At 39.0% G+C, this 22,367-nt stretch carries 14 protein-coding genes; 7 read left to right on the forward strand and 7 right to left on the reverse strand.

Going from position 1 to position 22,367, the window contains the following annotated elements; translation table 11 throughout:
* Positions 1-71: 71 nt before the first annotated feature.
* From AC0L7T_RS00615 to mutY, 6 genes are all read right to left on the reverse strand, one after another.
* Positions 72-1,580: an IS1634 family transposase gene (locus tag AC0L7T_RS00615; RefSeq protein WP_473338654.1), complete on the reverse strand. Its 1,509-nt coding sequence runs from the start codon at positions 1,578-1,580 to the stop codon at positions 72-74.
* Positions 1,581-2,556: 976 nt separating this feature from the next.
* Complete coding sequence (locus tag AC0L7T_RS00620; protein ID WP_473340311.1) at positions 2,557-4,023, reverse strand: glutamate synthase subunit beta; 1,467 nt, start codon at positions 4,021-4,023, stop codon at positions 2,557-2,559.
* Position 4,024: 1 nt separating this feature from the next.
* Positions 4,025-8,518, reverse strand: coding sequence for a glutamate synthase large subunit (gene gltB / locus AC0L7T_RS00625; RefSeq protein WP_473340312.1), 4,494 nt, complete (start codon positions 8,516-8,518; stop codon positions 4,025-4,027).
* 369 nt (positions 8,519-8,887) lie between these two features.
* Positions 8,888-10,237: a gliding motility-associated protein GldE gene (gene gldE / locus AC0L7T_RS00630; RefSeq protein WP_473340313.1), complete on the reverse strand. Its 1,350-nt coding sequence runs from the start codon at positions 10,235-10,237 to the stop codon at positions 8,888-8,890.
* Between the two features lie 56 nt (positions 10,238-10,293).
* On the reverse strand, positions 10,294-10,761 hold the full coding sequence (gene ssb / locus AC0L7T_RS00635) for a single-stranded DNA-binding protein (protein WP_473340315.1): 468 nt from the start codon (positions 10,759-10,761) through the stop codon (positions 10,294-10,296).
* A gap of 52 nt (positions 10,762-10,813) precedes the next feature.
* A complete protein-coding gene (mutY, locus tag AC0L7T_RS00640) occupies positions 10,814-11,890 on the reverse strand; it encodes an A/G-specific adenine glycosylase (RefSeq protein WP_473340316.1) in 1,077 nt (358 codons plus the stop codon).
* Positions 11,891-12,051: 161 nt separating this feature from the next.
* On the opposite strand from mutY, the gene AC0L7T_RS00645 reads away from it, so the two are divergent.
* From AC0L7T_RS00645 to AC0L7T_RS00670, 6 genes are all read left to right on the forward strand, one after another.
* Complete coding sequence (locus AC0L7T_RS00645) at positions 12,052-12,360, forward strand: HU family DNA-binding protein (RefSeq protein ID WP_146947539.1); 309 nt, start codon at positions 12,052-12,054, stop codon at positions 12,358-12,360.
* A gap of 19 nt (positions 12,361-12,379) precedes the next feature.
* Positions 12,380-13,201 carry a tetratricopeptide repeat protein gene (locus tag AC0L7T_RS00650; RefSeq protein WP_473340318.1) on the forward strand — a complete coding sequence of 274 codons (822 nt, stop codon included), beginning with the start codon at positions 12,380-12,382 and terminating at the stop codon, positions 13,199-13,201.
* A gap of 176 nt (positions 13,202-13,377) precedes the next feature.
* Positions 13,378-14,949 carry an Rne/Rng family ribonuclease gene (locus AC0L7T_RS00655; RefSeq protein ID WP_473340319.1) on the forward strand — a complete coding sequence of 524 codons (1,572 nt, stop codon included), beginning with the start codon at positions 13,378-13,380 and terminating at the stop codon, positions 14,947-14,949.
* 509 nt (positions 14,950-15,458) lie between these two features.
* Entirely contained in the window at positions 15,459-16,127 is a 669-nt protein-coding gene (locus AC0L7T_RS00660) for a class I SAM-dependent methyltransferase (RefSeq protein ID WP_473340321.1), read from the forward strand.
* A 275-nt stretch (positions 16,128-16,402) separates the two neighbouring features.
* Positions 16,403-17,740: a sensor histidine kinase gene (locus AC0L7T_RS00665; RefSeq protein WP_473340323.1), complete on the forward strand. Its 1,338-nt coding sequence runs from the start codon at positions 16,403-16,405 to the stop codon at positions 17,738-17,740.
* Entirely contained in the window at positions 17,740-18,426 is a 687-nt protein-coding gene (locus AC0L7T_RS00670; protein ID WP_473340324.1) for a response regulator transcription factor, read from the forward strand. The genes AC0L7T_RS00665 and AC0L7T_RS00670 overlap by 1 nt, the downstream gene beginning before the upstream one ends.
* Positions 18,427-18,495: 69 nt before the next feature.
* On the opposite strand, the gene AC0L7T_RS00675 is transcribed toward AC0L7T_RS00670, so the two are convergent.
* Complete coding sequence (locus AC0L7T_RS00675; protein WP_473340326.1) at positions 18,496-21,228, reverse strand: outer membrane beta-barrel protein; 2,733 nt, start codon at positions 21,226-21,228, stop codon at positions 18,496-18,498.
* Positions 21,229-21,562: 334 nt separating this feature from the next.
* Here AC0L7T_RS00675 and AC0L7T_RS00680 point away from each other — a divergent pair, with 334 nt between their 5' ends.
* Entirely contained in the window at positions 21,563-22,351 is a 789-nt protein-coding gene (locus AC0L7T_RS00680) for an NIPSNAP family protein (RefSeq protein WP_473340328.1), read from the forward strand.
* Positions 22,352-22,367 lie beyond the last annotated feature (16 nt).

The following is a 22,367-nucleotide window of genomic DNA, read 5'->3' on the forward strand; positions in this document are numbered from 1 at the left end:
CAATTGTACTAAGCTTAACCCAACTTGGCTATTGAGTAAATTAACATTTTGATTATTAGTGTTTTACAAAATCAGTGGTACACTACATATTTTTTCACTGCCTTTTGTGTATCCGTACAGCCAGTGGCCTTGTAGATCTGTTGGACTTCCCTGATTGGCTTTGAGGGTTTTCTTATGTGGATATCCTTTTTATCGGTTGGCAGTTCTATGGTCTGGATGGTCTGTGTGGCCATGATGCGCAGGATATTCTTCCAGTCATGACGGATGCCTTTTTTCCGGAGCATGTACCGGATGGTATTTACCAGTTGATAGGCCAATATGGTCAGGTAGATGTGTGCTTCGATCCTTTCGTCATTTTGATGGAAAACTGGTCTGATGCTCAGGTCAGACTTCAGGCATCTGAAGGTAGATTCCACCTCTCTTATGGTGTTGTAAATATCCCAAAGCTCTTTTTCCCCAGGATCCTTATAACTGGTACGGATAAAATATACCCCCTTTTCCTTCTCATCTCGTACCGAGTCGGCCCTGCGTTCCCATTTTATGTCGGTGGCTGTCCCTTTGGACTGCTCTACGTTGACCTGATATCTGCCGGATGCCCGATTGTGTTTTTGCTTTGCCCTGCCGATCCGCTCCCATACTTTTTCAACCTTTTTGGTGCCTCCCTTTTTGTTGAGGGCCGCTCTGATGCCTTGCAGCTCTTCTTCAAAACGCCCTGCCAGTTTTCCGGCCATTGATTCTTCCTTCTTCCTTTTGGCAGCACTCTGCACGTACATCCAGGTGTCTGAATAGCCTTTAGGGTGGAAAATGGCCAGCTTCACTTTGTTCTTGTCCCTGTCGGTAAACTGGCTGACGGTTGTTGCCGCCGAATAATTCCGAAGCCTTTTGCGTGATACGCAGACATAGTCATAGCCCTTTTCCCTAATCAGGGCCAAGTTGTCCTCCGTGGCAATCCCGGCATCCATCACGATGGTCTTTTTATGGGCCTTGCCACTGTGTCTTTCCAGGTCTTCCACCATATCGGAGAGTGTGTTGGTATCAGGCTTGTTGCCTTCGTAGATACGGGAGTGCCGGATAAATCCCTGGGCATTGATAACCCCGGTAAAGACCACCAACGGACAGTCGCTCCTCTTTTCCTTGCTTCTTCCATGGAAGGCTAACTTACTGCCCTTTTTGCCTGTCTCAAAATAAGTATTGCTGATATCGAAGATGACCAGCTTGTCCTCAATGTCAAACATATCGGTGATATGGTCATATAAGAAACTGTCAATCTTCTCTTTGTGGGCGTAAAGTTGATCGGAAACTGCATAAAGCTGTTTATGGGTGATCGAAGAGCGGTATCCGAAACATCCTGCCAGTTCGCTGTTCATCTCCAGCAGCTGTGCGGTTTTGTACTCGGAACTGGAAAAAACAGCCCGTGAGGCGATGGCTATCAGTGCCTTATCAGCCTGCTTACCCTCAAAACCCAGGTTGAGCAGGCATTCCCTTAGCTTAAGCTTGTCCAATACCTGCCTGCACAAATGTTCGCCGCCAAAGCTCTTCACATCGGCCACTTGAAGTCCTTTGATATCGACATGGTGCATCTCGGCCCTCTCGGGTGCCGGGGGGATGGAGACCTGGTCCGGTTCTGGCTCGCCGTATTTGATAAGGTACTTTTCGTAAAGAGACAAAGCCAGTGTGTGCAAATATTCGGGGGCATCATGGGGAAAGATGTCGGGTTGCATGAAAATCTTCGATTTAAGCATGCTCAGGACAATTTTCCGGTTATCCTTGTCTGCCAGAAGGGGGTCTGAGCCCAGGTACAGTATGACGTTCTGTTTGACTTTTCCTTCAATCCTGGAGGTTTGAACCAGATTGTACTGGAAAAAAGTTTTGCTGTCTTTGCTTCGCTGTTTTTTGACTTCCCTGATGAACATGACACAAATATAGGAAATGTAAAATAAACAAACAACAACCGTACATCACTACAAATGAAAAAAGCCAAAATAATCGGCCTTTAAACGCAATAAAGGCACTTACACCTCTGAAAATTCATGAAAATATGATGCGTAGAGCCAAGTTGGGTTAAATTTTTGGTTACCTGATATTAATTGAAGTTATACTGCTGTTTATCAAGTATATGCAGGATTAAAATTATGGTAGTGGATTATTGGGTAGAATTTTAGTTATAAACTGTTATTTTATTATATTGGTACATAAAATTGCAGTATTCACTTTAAACTTTAATTCTATGAGCCTCGTTCCGTTTGTTCCAATACTTTTTTTTGTCTTTTATTTGGTAATAATAATAGGCGTATTTTATTTGATATATACCTGGGTCAATAAATTTATATCTCTAAAAATAGAGCAGAATGACCTGCTTCGAGAAATAGTAAAGAAAATGGATAAAAATCAATAAACATGCGCAAGTGCAGTTGTTTAGCCGAGGTTTTATGAATGTTTGTTTGACGCTTTTTGCTATTGAGCCAAACCCCTTCAGTCGTAAGAAATGGTCAAAAAAAACAGGCAATCCATATTGGATTGCCTGTTTTTAATTTATGAATTTTTAATTAGACCTGCTTAGTCATGTGCTTCTTCATAAGAATAGAAGGACTGGTCTCTTCTTGCAAGAGAGGATTCGCCTTGCAAGAATTTATCCACTTCGACAGCACACTCACGTCCTTCGGCAATGGCCCATACGACCAAGGACTGTCCTCTTCTCATGTCACCTGCAAGAAATACCTTTGGAACTGAACTGTGGTAGTTCTTAGCCTTTGGAAGGCCATTTTCCAGTAGTTCTACATCAAATGCTTCTAGCAGTCCAGATTTTGGTCCCAAGTAGCCTATGGCTAGGAATGCAAGGTCACAAGGAAGTGTTCTTTCCGTACCTTCGATTTCAAAAAACTGCATTCTGCCGTTTTCTTCTTTCCACTCTATGTCTACTACGGTAAGTCCTGTAACAGTACCATTTTCGTCTTTTGTAAACTCTTTGGTAAGCACAGACCATACCCTCTCGGCTCCCTCGTCATGAGAACTTGATGTTCTCAAGGTCATTGGCCATTCTGGCCAGGGGTTTAGCGTATTTCTAACCTGTGGTGGTTTAGGCAATAATTCCAGCTGGGTAATTGACGCTGCACCATGTCGATTAGAAGTACCAATACAATCACTTCCTGTATCTCCTCCTCCTATGACAATTACATGTTTTCCTTTGGCATGGATTGGATTGCTTTCCAATTCACCAGAATTCACTTGATTTTGTCTGCCGAGAAATTCCATTGCGAAATGTACGCCTTTGGCATCTCGGTTATTGATTTTCAAATCTCTAGGGTGTTGTGCACCTGTTGAAAGCACTACAGCATCGAAATTATGTAGAATACTTTCGGCTTTGATATTAAAACCTACTTCAGTATTCTTGCTGAAAATTACTCCCTCTGCATTCATGACATCAACCCTGCGGTCGATTACCCATTTCTCCAGTTTAAAATCAGGGATACCGTACCTTAATAAACCACCTACTTCTTTGTCTTTTTCAAACACGGTTACCTCGTGGCCAGCCTGATTTATTTGATCAGCTGCTGCAAGTCCTGAAGGACCAGAGCCTATCACGGCCACTTTTTTACCCGTTCTTTCTGTAGGGATGTTTGGCTTCACAAGGTTTAGCTCGTAAGCTTTTTCAGCTATGCTTTTTTCAATCAATTCGATTGCTACAGGGTCTTTGTTGATACCCAATACACAACTTGCTTCACAGGGTGCTGGACAGATTCTCCCGGTAAACTCAGGGAAGTTGTTTGTTCCACGGAGTATTTGATATGCCAGATCCCACTCATTTTGGTAAACGGCGTCATTAAAGTCCGGGATAACATTGCCTAGAGGACAACCATTGTGACAAAAAGGGACACCACAATCCATGCATCTTGCAGCCTGGTGATTGAGCACTTTGGGATCCAAAGGCTTGTATATCTCCTGGTAATCCTTTTTCCTTTCTTCAGGTGATCTGGATCCAGGTAGTTGTCTTTTATATTTTAAGAAACCTTCTTTATCCGCCATCTTATACTAATGTTTTAGAATTTTCTAATGCTCTTTTTCTCAATACTTCTTTGTAATCCTTTGGAATTACCTTAATAAACCGTTCTTTACCGGCTTCCCAATCTTCTAATAGTCTAGTTCCGGTATTACTGGAAGTAAGTTCTACGTGACTCGTTATAGCGTTTTTGATAGTTGCAAAATCATCCTCATTAAGGGGATCAATGTCAACCATTTCTTTATTGATATTGCCCAGATTCTCTTTAAAGATATAGGCAATTCCACCACTCATACCAGCAGCAAAGTTTCTACCAATTTCACCAAGAATGACCACCAAGCCACCTGTCATGTATTCACAACCGTGGTCACCGATGCCTTCTACTACAGCCTCTACTCCTGAGTTTCTTACACAAAAACGTTCTCCAGCCTTTCCTTTAATATAGGACTGACCAGAAGTAGCACCATAAAAGGCCACATTACCAATAATGATATTGTCCTCTGCGACAAAGTTGGCATTTCGATTAGGGTAAACAATCAATTTACCACCTGAAAGCCCTTTACCGAAGTAATCATTGGCTTCACCTTCCAATTCAAAGGTGATCCCTTTGGCCAAAAAGCCACCGAATGTCTGTCCGGCAGATCCTTTGAATTTAAAGTGTATGGTATTGTCTGGTAGCCCAGGACTTCCAAAGAATTTTGAAACTTCATTTGATAACATGGCACCGACTGATCGGTCCACATTGATGATGTCAAAAGTTCCGGTTACGTTATTTGCTTGCTCAAGTGCTGGAGTAGCGGCTTCAATAAGTTTTCTGTCAAGCACTTTTTTCAGTCTGAAATCCTGATCAATTTGCTTGTGAATTCCTACATGGTCCGGAACTTCCACTTTATGGAAAATTGGGCTCAAATCTAATTTATCCCATTTCCAATGGTTCATTTGACCATTGGCCTCTTTTAAAATATTGCTTTGACCAACCATTTCATTTACTGTCCTAAAGCCTAAGGAAGCCATGATTTCTCTAAGGTCCTGGGCTAGGAATGTAAAGAAGTTCACTACATGATCCGGGTTACCCGTGAATAGTTTCCTTAATTCAGGGTTTTGGGTAGCTATACCCACTGGACAAGTGTTCAGGTGGCATTTTCTCATCATGATACATCCTTCTACTACCAATGCACCAGTAGAAATGCCCCACTCTTCAGCACCTAATAGGACTGCTATCGCCAAATCTCTTCCTGTTCTGAGTTGCCCATCTGTTTGTAGGGTTACTCTGCTTCGGAGGTTATTAATGACCAGGGTTTGATGTGCTTCAGATAAGCCTAGCTCCCATGGCAATCCTGCATGTCTGATAGAACTAAGAGGAGAAGCACCAGTACCACCGTCCGCTCCTGAAATCAGGATCACGTCAGATTGTGCTTTAGCTACCCCTGCAGCTACAGTACCTACACCAGCTTGAGATACTAGTTTAACATTAATCCTTGCTTTTCTATTGGCATTTTTGAGGTCATAGATTAACTGAGCCAAATCCTCGATCGAATAAATATCGTGGTGAGGTGGAGGTGAAATCAAACCTACTCCTGGTGTGGAGTGTCTAACTCTACCTATCCAATCATCGACTTTATGACCTGGAAGCTGACCACCTTCTCCTGGCTTGGCCCCCTGTGCCATCTTAATCTGTAATTCTGCGGCGTTGGTCAGGTAATTACTCGTTACCCCAAACCTTCCGGAAGCCACCTGCTTTATAGCCGATCTTTGCCAGTCACCATTTTCTTTTTTCTCAAATCTAACTTCGTCTTCTCCACCTTCTCCACTATTGCTTTTTGCACCTATGCGGTTCATCGCAATGGCCAAAGTGCTGTGCGCTTCGTGAGATATCGATCCAAAAGACATGGCTCCTGTTGCGAATCGCTTCAGAATCTTCTCTACTGGCTCAACTTCATCTATCGGAACTGCGATCCTCTTTTTGAACTCCAACAATCCCCTCAATGTCATTGCATCTTTGGTTTGATCATTGATCTTCTGTGCAAACTTCTTGTACAAATTGTAGTCCCCCAATTGGGTAGATTTCTGTAAAAGATGGATGGTCTCTGGGTTGAAAAGGTGTTTTTCACCTCTACGTTTCCACTGATAGATTCCGCCTGCTTCCAGTAAAGGACTTTTGGTTTTGTAAGCAGTATGGTGTCTTACAAGAACTTCATCGGCCAATTCATCAAATGAAACACCGCTGATCCTGCTGACCGTACCTTTAAAGCATCTGTCGATTACTTCAGCTCCAAGGCCAATGGCTTCAAATATCTGGGCACTCTGGTAAGACTGAAGCGTACTGATACCCATTTTTGAAAGTACCTTAAGTAATCCTTTACCAATCGCTTCTTTATAGTTCTCAAATAATTTCTTCTGAGCAATTTTCTTGCTCAACATGCCAGTTTCATTGAGTGAAAGAAGTGTTTCCAAAGCCAGGTAAGGATTGATGGCACTTGCACCATAACCAATTGCTGTGGCAAAGTGATGGGTTTCCCGAATATCACCAGCTTCTACAACCAACCCTGCTTTTGTTCTCAATTTTTGGTTCACCAAGTGATGGTGTACAGCTCCTACAGCCAATAATGATGGAATAGGTGCGGTATCCTGTTGAGAATTTCTATCGGAAATTATAATAATGTTTTTTCCCTCTCCAATCGCATCTTCTGCAGCCTGGCATAATTTATTTAAGGCTTCCAATAAACGACCGGGCTTTCCATCCGCTTCAAAATGTGCATTTAGAGTGGCTGAATGGTAACCTTTCTCCTCAAGAGTCCTTAATTTTTCAAGGTCTTCATTGAGTAAAACCGGCTGGGAAATATGAACTTGACGGGTATGCTTGGCACTTTCTTCAAGTATATTAAAGCTTTCACCAATTCTGGTAAACAAAGACATTACCAAACGCTCTCTTATTGGGTCAATAGGAGGATTACTTACCTGAGCAAACAATTGCTTAAAGTAGTTGGAGATATGTTGACTTTGTTTGGAAAGTACTGCCAAAGGAGTATCGGCACCCATAGACCCTATAGGCTCGTAAGCCGTATCTCCCATTGGTGACAAAATTACTTTTAAATCCTCCTGGCTGTAACCAAAGATGGTTTGTTTTTTCTTGATGTTTTCCGTGCTATATGGAAAAGAAAGTTCCGTAGGAGCAGGTATCATTCTTAGTTTAAGCCTTTCTTTTTTGATCCATGAATCATAAGGCTTTCTATTGACTACTTCATCCTTAACTTCTTCATCAAAGGATATTTTTCCTTTTGATAGGTCAGCCAATAACATTCTTCCAGGACTGATACGTCCCTTTTCTATAATGGTGGACTCTCTAATAGGTAAGGCACCAGCCTCAGAAGAAAGAATAAGTCGATCATCAGAGGTTATAAAGTATCTTAGTGGTCGAAGACCATTTCTATCCAATGTTGCGCCTAATGATTTGCCATCAGTAAACAATAGTGCTGCTGGACCATCCCATGGCTCTACCAATGAGGCATGGAATTTATAAAAAGCTTTTTTCTTTTTATCCATTGTCTTATTGTCCTGCCAAGCTTCAGGAACAAGCATCATAAGGACATGAGGAAGACTTCTCCCGCTTAGCGCAAGTAACTCCACCATTGCATCCAGGTTTGCAGAATCTGAATTTTTGGAGTTGGTAATTGGCAGAAGCATTTGAAGCTCTTCATCCGTAAAATGAATGGATTTCATCAATGTCTCCTTGGAGCGCATTTTATTCAGATTTCCCCGGATGGTATTGATTTCACCATTGTGTGATAAAAATCGGAAAGGCTGTGCCAGTCTCCAGTTCGGAAAGGTATTTGTAGAAAACCTTGAGTGAACTAAAGCAATGGCCGATTTAAGCTTGTTGTTTTGCAAGTCTTTGTAAAAGGTCAAAACCTGATCTGTGCGGAGTTGTCCTTTATAGATCAGTGTTTGACTACTAAAACTGGCAAAGTAAAAGGCACTATTAACGCCAGGTATTGTGGAGTTTAGGATACTTGTAGCATAATTTCTAAGTACAAAGAGTTTCCTCTCCAAATCAAGACCTGAAAGATTGTCCTGATGTTGGACAAACACTTGCTCTATATTAGGCATTACTTCTAATGCTCCTGAGCCGGGCACAGTATCATCTGTAGGTACAGCTCTGTATCCGATGAGCTTAAAGCCCAATTCGTTGATTATCTTATTTAAGTTTGATTTGCACTTTTTGTATAGTTGCTTGTTGTTTGGGAAAAATACCATACCAACACCATAAAATCCTTCCTCTGGTAATCCAAAGCCTAACCTTTGAGTAACCTCTTTCAGGAATGTATGGGGCAATTGTATCAGAATACCAGCACCGTCACCTGTCTTTGGGTCGCTGCCTCGTCCTCCTCTATGCTCCATATTGCTAAGCATAAGCAAAGCATCACTTATAGTTTCGTGGCTTTTAAGGCCTTTCACATTAACAACTGACCCGATTCCGCAGGCATCATGCTCAAACTGTGAACGATATAAACCTTGATTCATTCTGTTAAATTTAATTGTATTTGGTACTGAACTCACTTTGAAAAATTCACAATAAATTTTTCAATTATTAAATTCTAGACAATAAAGGTAAAACAAAAATGAAAGAATAGCTGAATAAGAATTAAAAAATTATAATTAAGTCAATGTAGGAACACCTTAATATCCTTACTGGAAAAATATAAAATTTTGCGAAAGTATATTGTTTCAGTCTAAAGGATACCTTGATTTGAGAAAGACAGCCCCTTGGATTACGCTTACAAGTCTAAAATTGCCAATTTTAAAATTACGAAAAAAAAAGAAAAAAATAAGCACCAACTTCTAAAAATTAAATTCAATTTTCTAATTTAGGTGATTAACCACCTATTAAATTCAATCAAATTGATCTGGGACATTTTTATCTACAGGACCATCTAAATAGACTTTAACCTTTTTAATTTTTCTGGTATCCACTGCCATTATGGTAAATTCAAAATTATCGAATTTAATTTTGGTCCCATTTTTAGGAAGGTTGGAGTTTAACTCAAGTAGTAAGCCACCTAGAGATTCACTTTCCCCCTTAACATCATCAAATAATTGAATATCCAAATCAAGTTTTTTACAAAAATCATTCAAGGATATTTTTCCTTCGAAAACGAAAGTCTTGTCATCTATTTTTTTGAATAAGTATTCCTCTATTTCGTCAAATTCATCATTGATGTCACCTATGATTTCTTCAATAAGGTCTTCCAAAGTAACCAGGCCTGAGGTGCCACCATATTCATCCACCACAATGGCCATATGCACCCTTTTATTTTTGAAGTCCTTTAGCAGGTCAGCTAATTTTTTGTTCTCTGGAATAAAATACCCTTTTCGGATCAGGTCTTTCCAATTAAAATGCTCATCCTTCTCGATATGATCCAAAAGGTCTTTTATATATAGGATACCTTTGATTTGATCTATTGTGCCTTCATAAACAGGGATCCTGGAGAAACCGCTTTTATTGATTTTGTCCATCAGCTCATGGAAGTCCATGTCTACATCTACGGCTGTAAGGTCCATTCTTGACCGCATGACCTGCTTTACAGACAGTGTGCCAAAATTCACTATTCCCTTGAGGATGTCACGTTCATTATTACTTGTATCTACCGAAGTTATCTCTAAGGCATGGTGCAATTCATTTACAGACAAAGAATAGCCTTTTTTCTCAATACGTTTTTCGATAACATCACTGATGGCCATTAATAAGTAAGACACAGGACCAAGAATCACAAAGAAGAAATACAGAAAGCCCGCAGTCAGTTTTGAAAAACTAACCCTGGCTGCATTGGCATATACCTTGGGAACAATCTCTCCGATAAAAACGATGGAGAATGTAACGCCTATGGTTTGAAATAGTATGATTACAATTCCTGTGGCGTCAGTACCGAATATACTCCAGGTGAAGAAGGTAGTAAGGGTAACAATACTGATATTAATAAGGTTATTAAGAATCAATATTGTACTCAGTAGTTTTTGAGGATTCTCTATCAGGGTAATAATCTTGCCTGACCTCGTGTCCGAAGCCACCCTGATTTCTTCTATATCCTCATGATTCAGAGAAAAAAACGCTACTTCTGAACCGGAAACCAAAGCTGATACAATCAATAATGCGATAAATAATACCGCATTACCCACCAAATAAACCGGTGATACAGCTATGACATCTGTCAGGAGCAGCAAACTCGGATAGGGGTCGTCCATTAATTTATGAATATAATTTTATGCAAAACTAATGATTTTACCGAATTCCATTACAATTAAAATGGTAAATCATCTGCTTCATTGTCATCACCATCATAGGCTTTGCCTGAAGGTGCGTTCATATTTGTATTTGAATTGGGGTTTTGAGCAGGTGTTCCCTGGCTTCCACCTTGACCATTGTCCTGTCCGCTACTCTTTCCTCCGAGCATGGTGAAACTCTGTACCCTAATCCTGGTTCTTTTGCGATTGTTACCTTGATCATCCTGCCACGTGTCAGATTTAATTTTACCCTCAACATATATCTGGCTGCCTTTTTTCAAGTATTGTTCGGCTACTTTTGCCTGTCCATCCCACAGTTCCAAGTCATGCCATTCTGTGTTTTCAACGCGATTTCCAGAACGGTCTTTGTAAGATTCAGTGGTGGCTAGTCGAAGATTGGCGACTACTTTATCTCCTTCCAGGTGTTTCACTTCGGGATCTGCACCTAGATTTCCCAGTAAAATTACTTTATTAACTCCTGCCATTACTAGATTTTTAAGGTTATTTAAAAAGCTGATTAAATATAAACAATTAATATTATTGATTCAAGTACCGGACGATCAATTTGGGTTTGCCTAGCGATTCGAGCACCACTTCATCTACAAGATCAAATTCGTTTGCTCTTGCCCATTTCTCAAGTGCCTCTTTGTACTTTGCTTTCAATTCTATGTTTACAAAGGAAGCAAAAATTCTTTGATGTGTGAGTAGGTGTTTGAAGGGTTTTTCAGAACTGATGCTGTAAAGAGGGTCCATAGAATGGAGTGTTGCGGGTAAATTAAGTTTATCAGGCTCAATATTTATGATACTATCCAGTAATGTGTATTCCTCTAATGGGAAGTCTATCAGGCCTTGCCAGATGTCTTTTTCTTTTCGCTTCCTGACAACGGTGTAATTCCCAATATGTATGTGAAAGTATAAAAAATACCTCGATTTTATTTTCACTTTTTTTTCATTGACCGGCAGGGTATTCACAAGATCATAATTTAGGGCATAGCATCCGCTGCTTATTGGACATTGATGGCAATCAGGGTTTTTCGGAACACATTGCAGGGCCCCAAATTCCATTATCGCCTGATTGTATTGGTCGGGCGTTTCTTTAGGAATAAGTTTATTGGCTAACTTTTCAAACTCTTTTTTTCCTTTGGGGGATGAAATATCCATATCCATGCCAAAATACCGAGCCAAAACCCGGAAAACATTTCCATCGAGTACTGCCACTGCTTCTTTAAAGGCAAAGGAGGCTATCGCTGCTGCTGTATAAGGCCCCACTCCTTTTAATTTTAGTAATGCGGCATAATTGTCCGGAAATTCCCCATTGTTATCATTAACAATGGATCGGGCACAGGCATGTAGGTTTCTTGCTCTACTATAATAACCCAAGCCTTGCCAGGTCCTTAAAATTTCTTCTTCGGGTGCTTTGGCGAGATCGACCACCGTTGGGAATTTTTCTATAAAAGCTTGGAAATAGGGTAAGCCTTGTGCCACGCGGGTTTGCTGAAGGATGATTTCGGATAACCAAATGATATATGGATTCCTAGTCTCTCTCCAAGGCAGATCACGACGATGAAGGGGATACCAACGGAGCAGATTCTCAGTGAAATAGTTGAAACTCAAAATTTTAAAATTTTATTATTCTTAAATAATTGAACAAATGAAGGTAATTTTATCGATTTAATTTTTTAATTGGAATGGTTATTGTAAATTTGCACTCCCAAAATTAGTTGGTTAATAGGAGGTTAAGCCTCAATTGAATTACACAAAAAAATATTAAGACAGTGACTAAAGCAGAGGTAATCACAAAGATTTCGGAGAAGACAGGAATCCAAAAGGATGATGTTACACAGACCGTTGAGGCGTTTTTCAAGGTTGTAAAAGATTCAATGGCAGAAGGAGAAAATATCTATGTTAGAGGTTTTGGCAGTTTTATAAACAAAAAAAGGGCTAAAAAAATCGCAAGGAATATCTCTAAAAACACGGCCATTGTAATTGATGAACATTATGTTCCGGCTTTTAAGCCTTCAAAATCATTTATTGAAAAAATTAAAAACAGTCAAAGCGTTAAAGAATTGGCTCCACAGGACTAAATTCTTGGAAGACTAGACTATGAAAAGATCCCAAATTATTTTCGTTGTTGCAGGTATTATTGTTTCTTATTTGTTGTATAGCTTGCCCATGGTGGTAGTTGACAATGAAGACAAGGGGCTTACTGAAGGCGGAAGTAGTTTGGGTTCTGATTCAGAAATCGAAGAAAACAATCATGGAAGCTCCTTAAGTAGTAGCGATCTTGAGGTCATCGACAAATTGATGGCTGATTTAGAAGGCGAGGCTGGTACCGAAAAATTTGTTATATTCGCTGATTCAATTGCTAAAGTTTATCAAAGCGGAGGAAAATTGGATAGTGCAGCTTTTTATTATGGCTTAATTGCCGAAAAAGCTCCAGCTCCTGAGAATTGGGAGAAAGCTGGGAATGCATATTATGAGGCATTTGGTTTTTCCATGGAAGAAATCAAGACGAAAAGGTTAGGAGACAAAACGCGCTTTTATTTGGGCAAAGTTTTGGAGACTTCACCGGAGAGGCTTGATTTAAAAACAAAAGTAGCGATGACTTATGTTTCCTCAGCCAATCCTATGCAGGGTATTACCATGCTAAGGGGTGTTTTGGAAGAGGACCCTGAAAATGAGGAGGCACTGTTTAACATGGGCATTTTGTCTATGCAGAGTGGTCAGTACAAAAGGGCTGTTGAGCGTTTTGAAAAACTTGTCGAGTATCACCCCGAGAATATTCAGGGGCAATTTTATTTGGGGGTTAGTTTGTATGAATCCAATCAGAAGAAGCAAGCCAAAACTCAATTAGAGGGATTACGTAATAAAACTACAGATCCTCAGATTCTTTCAGGAATCGAGAATTATTTAGATAGATTATAATAAAAAATTGTTAAACTAAAACTATAAAATTATGCCTTGCGGAAAAAAAAGGAAGAGACATAAAATCGCTACACACAAGCGTAAAAAAAGATTGAGAAAAAACAGACACAAGAATAAGAAATAATCTTATTTCTGTGGAATTAACACGTTCTTTTATTTCATAACAGAGACACAATTTGAGTTCAGAATTATTAATTGATTCCTCTCAAAATGGTAGTCGAATAGCCCTTCTTAAAGACAAGAGCTTGATTGAGCTTCATGTTGAAGAAGAAGACAACAAGTTTAAAGTCGGAGACATTTATCTTGGTGCTGTAAAGAAAATCGTAAATGGCTTAAATGCCGCCTTCATAGATGTAGGATACGAAAAAGATGCTTTTTTACATTATCAAGATCTGGGACCACAGGTTAACAGCTTAAGTAAGCTGGTAAAATTAACCCGCAATAAAACACATAAAGGTTTAGACCTTAAAGGTTTTGAAAACGAACCTGAAATAGACAAGCTTGGAAAAATAAGCCAAGTCTTGTCTAAAAATAATCAGGTGTTGGTACAGGTTGTTAAAGAACCGATTTCTACGAAAGGGCCTAGACTATCGTGTGAGCTCTCCCTTGCTGGTCGATACTTGGTATTGGTGCCATTTTCTAACACGGTAAACGTATCCAAAAAAATACGTAGTGCCGATGAAAGGAAAAGGTTATCACGGCTTATCACCTCCATCAAACCGGTTAATTTCGGTGTAATTATCCGGACAGTGGCAGAAGGACAATCTGTCACCGAATTGGATAAAGATCTTAGGTCTCTATTAGAGTCCTGGGAAGATGGAATGAGAAAGCTTCAAAAAGCCAAAGTTAAAGACAAAATCATCGGAGAAATGAGTTTGGCCTCCTCTATTATTAGAGACCTGCTCAATGAATCTTTCGACGCAATCACGGTAGAGGATGAAGTAATTTATGATCAGATGCGGTCTTATATAAGATCCATTGCTCCAGAAAAAGAAAAAATTGTTAAGCTTTACAACGGAAAAGCGAAGCTCTTTGAAAGTTTTGGTATAGAAAAACAGATCAAAAGCCTGTTTGGAACCACAATTAGTCTCCCCCAGGGCGGTTATCTCATTATTGAGCATACAGAAGCCTTGCATGTAGTGGATGTTAATAGTGGTAACAAATCAAATCAGGAAAGTGATCAAGAAAATACAGGCCTAAAAACCAATATGGTGGCCGTAAAAGAAATTGCAAGGCAGCTAAGGCTTCGCGATATGGGTGGAATTATTGTGATCGATTTTATCGATATGAAAAAGGCCGATAATAAAAGGGCCATTTTCGAAGCGATGAAAGATGCAATGAGAGATGACCGATCAAAAAATACGGTACTTCCCCTTACTAAGTTTGGATTGATGCAAATCACCAGACAACGCGTTAGACCTGAAATGAACATAGTAACCAAAGAAATTTGTCCTTCTTGTAATGGTACAGGCAAAATACAAGCCTCCATACTTGTGGCAGATAAACTGGTAAAAGATTTAGAGCATATTGCAATTCACCAAAACGAATCAAAGATTAAAATTGCACTGCACCCCTATTTACATGCCTATTTTACACATGGCATATTCTCTCAAAGGATGCATTGGTTTTTTAAATATTATAAATGGATCAACCTGGTCAAAGATTCTTCATTACCGGTGACGGAGTATAAATTCCTGGACAATTCAGGAGAACCTTTAGAAATAATTATAAAAAGCGAGTCTGAATAAGACTCGCTTTTTTTATGCCCTTTTTTTATAGTGATGCTGACAACATCTCTCAGGTTAGCTGCCTAGATTATTTTTTGCTGAAGTCTTCGAAGCTGAGTTTAACCCGAAATATGGAATAGAAAATCTATTGGGTGCTTAAATCGCTTCAAAATCAGCCAATTCCTTGCTGTTTTCAACCCTGCCTGTCGGCAATAGGTTTACTATAGCGCTGCTATGCTAAAATCTCCAAACAGCTTGATTTTATTGCGATTACAACACTTCCCGTAAACACGGGAAGTCCTTTTACATAATCCGGGTTTAATCAGAATGAGTATTGCTTTTTCTTTCGTAATTGTTATTTATTAGGCCTTTTAAAGTGTCCAACAACTTTAGAAAGTCTAAATACTGCTTTTTTCTATTGATGAATTAAACAATCAGGGATGGAAAGGAGTTAGATTAATGTTAGAAACCCCTACACTCAATTTTATAAGGTTTGTTCAAGAAACCTTTAGCTACTATTAGTTACAATTATGATGGAAGATGAAATGAATATGCTTGCGAAGCAGCTTCGTTGTCCCACCGGTGAATTTGCCACACAATTGGGCGAAGCCATGTTTCAGTCCAACAAGTATATGATTTATCAGACCATTCAGGCTTTGAAGTTGGTAGAAGGTGAATCTATTATGGAAATTGGTTTTGGTAATGGTATGCATATAGACCAATTGTTTAACCAAGCAGAAGGGCTGAGGTATCATGGGTTGGAGATTTCTGAAAGAATGGTGGCTTTGTCAAGGGATAATAATGCTCACCTGGTAGAAGAAAGGAAAGCAGCTTTTCATCTTATAAATCCTCGAACCGACTTTCTTTACAAAGACAATGCCTTCGATGTTTGCTTCAGTTGTAATACCCTATACTTTTGGGAAAATGTTCCAAAACAGTTTCAGAAAATCGCTCGCGTGCTGAAAAAAGGAGGAAGATTAGCTTTAACTTTTATAGAAAAAGAATTTGGTGAGCAACTTCCCTTTGCCAAACAAGGCTTTACCTTTTACAAAAAAGAGGAAGTAATAAGTTTAATGCGTGGCGCTGGGTTTCATAGTATTACCTGCCTGGAATTAAAAGGTAATGTGATAGCAATAGATGGGAGTGAAATGACTACCTCCTTTATAATTGTGGTAGGTACCTCAGATAGTGCTTTGTAGTAAAATGCTAGGCTGAATGAAATTTTTTTTCGAGATGAAATCTTCATTTGAATAGTGTCGCTAATCAGCTAAGTAGGCAAAGGAATTATACCAACAGCACCCTTAAAAATTGATGGGACAAGTATTATTCCTACGGCTGCTATTCTCGGGTTTTGCGGCTGCCTGATAATAGATTTGCTTTTTTCATGTATTTTTACTTCTAAAGTAAAGGTTAAAAAAGTTAAGGAAATGTTAATTCCTCAGCTTTTATCGGGATTACCCACTAACTAGTAGAAATGATTAAGCAATTATTAGGAAAATGGCTCGACTATGTCAGGGATCATATATATGTGATTACCATCCTAATCTCTATTGCAATGGTGGGGCTCCTCTTTATTCAATACAGTTTAATCAAAATCGATATTGATGTCCAAAGAAAAATCTTTGAGAAGGAAATAGATTCCATACTGGAAGACTTAGAAAACGTTTTAAAAGAAGACGATGAATTGACCAATCAAGTCATTGAATTGATTGGAGATAAGGTGCACCCAAAAGAGAAAAGGGATTCTACCGAAAAAATCCTTGAGGTTAGCATAAAAGACCTTACGGATAGCCTGCTAATGAAACACGAGTTGGGTTATCTTGAATATGAGTTTGCCTTTTACCAACGCCTCAAAGATACCATTGCTTTTAGTTCGGCAGTAAACTTGTACCAACCCCATTTTCAAAAATATTCCTTTACACCTGGTGACCAAATTCGCAAGGAATTTGGGAAGGGTAAATTCAAATTTGGATTGTTTTTTCATAACCAATCCCTTTTTATCGCCTATAGGATTGCCCCTACTTTATTCATTACTGCTTTTTTTGTACTGCTTTTACTTGGGAGTTTTTTAAGTACTTTTCTTGTCCTAAAACGTCAGAAATTGATTTCTCAACTCAAAAATGATTTTATCAATAACCTGACGCATGAGCTTAAAACGCCCATTTTTGCCTCTTCGATTATCTATAAAATTATTAGGGAAAAGCGAAAGGTTTTTACCGATGAAGAACTGGATTATCATTTGCAGTTACTAGAAAATGAAAACCAGCTCCTTAAAAACAAGGTGGAAAAAGTGCTGGAGCTAAGTGTGCTTGAAAATGGCAATCCCGGATTAAATTTCGAGCAGATCGATATTCATGCTATAATTAAAAGAAAGGCAGATGTCTATAAAGTGCTCATTGAATCCCAGCAAGGTTCTTTGCACTTTTTGTTTGAAGCTACTGAGCCTTTGATTTATGGAGATGAAATGCATTTGGGCAATATATTGGAAAATTTATTGGACAATGCGATTAAATATTCCGACACCTCTCCAGAGGTATTAGTGAAAACATACAACCGAAACAATCAATTGTTTGTAAAAGTGGTGGACCATGGTATAGGAATAGAACCTGATAATTTGGCCTTTGTTTTTGATAAATTTTATAGGGTAAGCCATGGCAATTTGCACAAAATCAAAGGTTTTGGCTTAGGGCTTAGTTATGTAAAAATGATGGTAAATTTACATGGAGGAGAGATCGAAGTGAAAAGCAGCCTGGGACAAGGAACTTCCGTGATTCTGAAGTTTCCAGTTGTTGAAACCAATAAAGAGCAATAATGGATCCAAGGATATTATTAGTTGAGGATGACAAAATTTTAGGTTATGCGTTAAAAACCTATCTTGAAATGCACCAATTTGTGGTCTCCTGGCAAACAGATGGGCTTCAGGGCAAGGAAGCATTTATTGAGCAGCCTTTTGATCTCTGCCTGATAGATGTAATGATGCCGATAATGGATGGCTTTACTCTAGCAGGTGAAATCAAAAAAATAAACCCTGCTATACCCCTGATTTTCCTTACGGCCAGGTCCATGAAAATTGATAAGCTTCAGGCTTTCCAAAAAGGAGCCGATGACTACATCGTTAAACCCGTAGATGAAGAAGAGCTAATTGCGCGAATTAAAGCAGTATTGCGAAGGGTTTCCACTACTCCAACACAAACAAATAGTTACGCCATTGGCCAATTGACCTTTGATTGGAACAGTCGAAGGTTAAACAACAGCAAAGAAACCATTGTGCTCACTGAGAAAGAAGCAGCTATTTTACGACTTCTCTGTGAAAAGAAAAATCAGTTGCTAGACAGAAAGTTCGTGCTAAAAGAATTGTGGGGAAAGGTAGATTACTTTAACCGAAGAAGCATGGATGTACATATGGCCAAGCTGAGAAAGCACTTGCAAATGGACCCCAGCATTAGTATCATCAATATCCATGGAAAAGGCTATATCCTGGAGGATAAAACCGAGTAATTCCTTTTTAACCCAAACTGCTGCCTTCAAAAACGCTACCTTATAACCTTTCATGCCTTTGATCTCAGATTAAAAATCTGAATTGGAGGCTCCAAGAGAGAAGTGCCGTAAATTATAAGTAAACGTCATCATAAAATACCGGTTCAATACATTGCTCTGCCTGTCTTCAATATAGAGTTCATTGACCGTCCTTTTCACATTTGTATTTTGATTGAGTAAGTCAAAAACATTCAAACTTAATTCGCCTCTCTGATTTCTAAATATTTTTTTACCGACACTCATGTTTAGCAGCACAAAGCTTTGGCCAATGCTTTTGGCCAATCCTGTATTTAATTGGTGGTTAAGTTCCATTCGGTAAACCAACCCATTGCCAAATATCCAATTGTAGTTTACTCTGGTGTTTAGGTTAAAATAGTTATTGTTGATATTTTGCCTTAAGGTATTGTTTACCATGGTGTAAGTGGCCTTTGTGGAGATATTAAAATCCACTTTTTCACTGATGTTGCTACTGCTTGAGAGTCCGGCCCTTAATTTAGTAGCATTGGTGAAGCTTACAATTTCATTGATCATACCTGGGCTTTTGCTAAGTTCAACACCTCCATAAAGGCCCACATTGGATTTGATTTTATCTATTGGTAAACCATAATTGAAATAGGTCTTTATCTTCCAATACCCATTTAGATTGACTGGTTTGGATAACTGAGCACCTTTTTCTAATACAATCCCATCCCCAAGATCCATTTTCTCCTCTGCGATTAAGGTGCTTGAAGAAATCCTGTCGTTTTCAAAGCTTGATTGTACATAGGCGATAAAAGACCTATCCGTGTCAATATTTGTGCTTTTATACCTAAGCCTAAATCGATTTGAATAGCTCTGAACTAAATTCGGGTTCCCACTTTTTAACTGGATTGGATTGGTATTGTTAATTACCTTCTGTAGTTCACCCACTGATGGTGCATCGGTATTCGTGTCATAGTCAAATTCTAATATTTGAGTTGGTTTGGGTTTGTAATCTACCCTTAACGTAGGCAAGTAGTTCTGAAAAGTTCTTGTCAAATAATCTTCATTGGGAAAGTGTTGCCTGTTTTTTAAAGAAGCTGACTCATAACTCATTTCAGCCTGTAGCTTAATTTTTTTTCCAGAATACTGATAACCTAATTCTGATTCTTGTTTCAAGTAAGTGCTGTTAAACTTATTGCTTAACGCAGTGTCTAGTATGGAAATGTAGTCATCGCTATTTTCCTCTGAGATTAGATCTGAAAGCCTTTGATCAGAATCTTCGATACGATTACCAATCTCGTATTCAAACTTCAACCTGCCCATTTTGCCTAAAGGCTCAGTGTAAGAAAAGTCAGCTTCCCAGGAAAGCCCTTTTCTTTGCCTAACAGTTTTTTGATCCAGGTTTTCTATTTCTTCCTCAGGGTCATAAAAAATATTTTCCGCTTCACGTACACCAAAGTCCTCATCCAGGTGGTTTCCGGATTCAATGCCAATGGTTGCTGTTCTGCCCACCTTTTGAAATCGCTTACTATAATAAATATCGTTGGTGAAATCAAAATTCGTACTGTTAACATTACTGGTATTGGTGGTTTGATTGATGATTTTTTCTAGCTGCTCTGTTTTTCCAAAGAAATTAGACCTTTCCATATCTGTTTCTGCCGAGACCTTTGTGACAACCAATAAGTGATTGCTACTATCTATGTCATAAGTCAACCTCAAATCGAATGCATGTTCTTTGTTTCTTCTCACATTTGAATTTTCTTCGCTGTAGCGCTGCTCGTCCTCAGTATTCAAATTATAATCCCTTACCAAAGAAGAATAGCCATTATTTGTTCTGTCCCGGTATTGATAGCTGGTGTTTAACTGCAATTTGTTTGTTATAAGGTCACTGTAGTTAATCCCTAGCGCATTGTATTTAATGATACCATCCTGAGGTCTGGATTCACCCATAGTATTGACATCACCGGAATAATTCAGCGCGTTTATATTATTGCTTAATCCAGTTATGGTAATCCTTTGGTCATTTTGGAATGCATTCAATCCCATACCCAATAGGTACCGGTCATTGCTCCCATATCCGGTTGTCATTTTACCAAACTGCCCGGTTCTGTAAGCTGGGTTTGTAATTATATTTATCGTTTTTTCCCTTTCTCCGTCGTCAAATCCACTAAACGAAGCTTTGTCGCTTAGCTTATCGAAGACTTGTATGCTTTCTACCGCTTCAGCTGGAAGATTTTGCAAGGCGGCCTTTACATCCGTTCCAAAGAATGGCTTTCCGTCCACAAATATTTGAACGATGGATTCGCCTTGCGCCTGCAGTACTCCATCCATCATATTGATTCCCGGCATTTTTTCAAGTAATTGCTGGGAAGTGGCATCACTAAGGGTCTTGAAGGCATTTGCATTGAATTGAGTAGTGTCGCCTTTTTGGGTACCAAGGGATCTTCTGGCAGAGACCGTCACCTCATTTAGTTCTGTCAGTGCTTCAGCTATTTTAATGTTACCTAAGTCTATCCTGGTATTTTGTAAGCTGATTGGTTTGACGAAACTTTGGTAGCCTAAATACCTTGCCTCGATCAGGTAGTCGCCAGCTTTTATATCAGAAATATCAAACTTGCCATCCAGATCGGTAATGGCACCGGATGCCAATGATGAATCGGCCTTGTTTAATACCACAATGCTTACTCCGGGAATGGATAAGTTTTCCTTTTCATCCAGAATTTTACCCGTGATAGATTGTGCATTTGAAAACAAAGGCAAAGAAAGTACAATTAGAAAGAATAAATAGCGCAGCGATTTCATAAGGATAGTTTATAAGTCCAAATGACTTAAATTTTTGAATGCGCTTGGGAGAACCAAAAGTTAATTACCCTTACTGAATAGTTAAAAGGGTTAAGCAAATGTTAATTTGTAGGAATAGTAGTTGAATTAATGGGGTTTGGATCAAATGTACTTCACTTTTATTATTGACTTATCAGTAGTTTTGGCTTGTCTGTTTTTTTAGATAACTTGTAACAAGGGTAAGAAAATAAGGCCTCTCTAATCTTTAAAATAGCAAAAAGTGAGAAGGTAATTTAGGTATTTTCCTTTTGCTACCCTTTCGTTTTGAATAGTTTACAAATAATTCCAAAATAGTATGAAAGACGCCATGATGTTATTTTCTGCGGTAGCCATTTTATTGCTTACTACCGCTTTTTCCTTCGCCGGAAAAGGAGATTTTTACCAGATAAAAATTTATCACTTCTCCTCCAGTGATCAGGAAAAGGTTATTGATGAATACCTTGAGAAAGCATACCTTCCAGCCATGCATAGGGCAGGAATTGAGCATATTGGGGTATTCAAACCTGTTGCTTCTACTGAGGGAAATAAACCCACTGAAAAGTTGATTTATGTGCTAATACCGTTTAGTTCTCAGAAGGAGTTTTCTAAAATAGATTCCAAGCTTGCTAAGGACCAACAATTCCAATCGGCAGGTGCCAATTACCTAAATGCACCATATACCAATCCTCCTTACGATAGAATCGAATCAATTTTATTGAACGCCTTCGAGAAGAATCCAAAATACGGTGTTCCTGATTTGAGTGGGCCAAATAAAGACAGGATTTATGAATTGCGCAGCTATGAAGGCCATACTGAGAAGATTTCAGAAAACAAGATCAAGATGTTCAATGATGGCGACGAGGTTGGTCTTTTTAAAAGATTAGGATTCAATGCTGTTTTTTATGGTGAGGTTATTTCGGGGCCAACCATGCCGAATCTGATGTACATGACAACTTTTGAAAATAAAGCCGACCGTGATGCCCATTGGGATACATTTCGAGCCGATGCCTATTGGAAAGAGTTGTCTTCACTGCCACAATACCAGAACAATGTCTCAAAAAATGTAACGCTTTTCCTATATCCTACCGATTATTCGGACATTTGATAATGTAGATTTATGA

This window comes from Cyclobacterium sp. 10D3-21 (assembly GCF_055809755.1).

Bases quoted from the DNA above. Each gene is read 5' to 3' on its own strand.
- AC0L7T_RS00615 (WP_473338654.1), bottom strand. From the start codon at position 1,580: ATGCACCATGTCGATATCAAAGGACTTCAAGTGGCCGATGTGAAGAGC.
- AC0L7T_RS00620 (WP_473340311.1), bottom strand. From the start codon at position 4,023: ATGGCGGATAAAGAAGGTTTCTTAAAATATAAAAGACAACTACCTGGA.
- gltB (WP_473340312.1), bottom strand. From the start codon at position 8,518: ATGAATCAAGGTTTATATCGTTCACAGTTTGAGCATGATGCCTGCGGA.
- gldE (WP_473340313.1), bottom strand. From the start codon at position 10,237: ATGGACGACCCCTATCCGAGTTTGCTGCTCCTGACAGATGTCATAGCT.
- ssb (WP_473340315.1), bottom strand. From the start codon at position 10,761: ATGGCAGGAGTTAATAAAGTAATTTTACTGGGAAATCTAGGTGCAGAT.
- AC0L7T_RS00650 (WP_473340318.1), top strand. From the start codon at position 12,380: ATGAAAAGATCCCAAATTATTTTCGTTGTTGCAGGTATTATTGTTTCT.
- AC0L7T_RS00660 (WP_473340321.1), top strand. From the start codon at position 15,459: ATGATGGAAGATGAAATGAATATGCTTGCGAAGCAGCTTCGTTGTCCC.
- AC0L7T_RS00665 (WP_473340323.1), top strand. From the start codon at position 16,403: ATGATTAAGCAATTATTAGGAAAATGGCTCGACTATGTCAGGGATCAT.
- AC0L7T_RS00670 (WP_473340324.1), top strand. From the start codon at position 17,740: ATGGATCCAAGGATATTATTAGTTGAGGATGACAAAATTTTAGGTTAT.
- AC0L7T_RS00675 (WP_473340326.1), bottom strand. From the start codon at position 21,228: ATGAAATCGCTGCGCTATTTATTCTTTCTAATTGTACTTTCTTTGCCT.
- AC0L7T_RS00680 (WP_473340328.1), top strand. From the start codon at position 21,563: ATGAAAGACGCCATGATGTTATTTTCTGCGGTAGCCATTTTATTGCTT.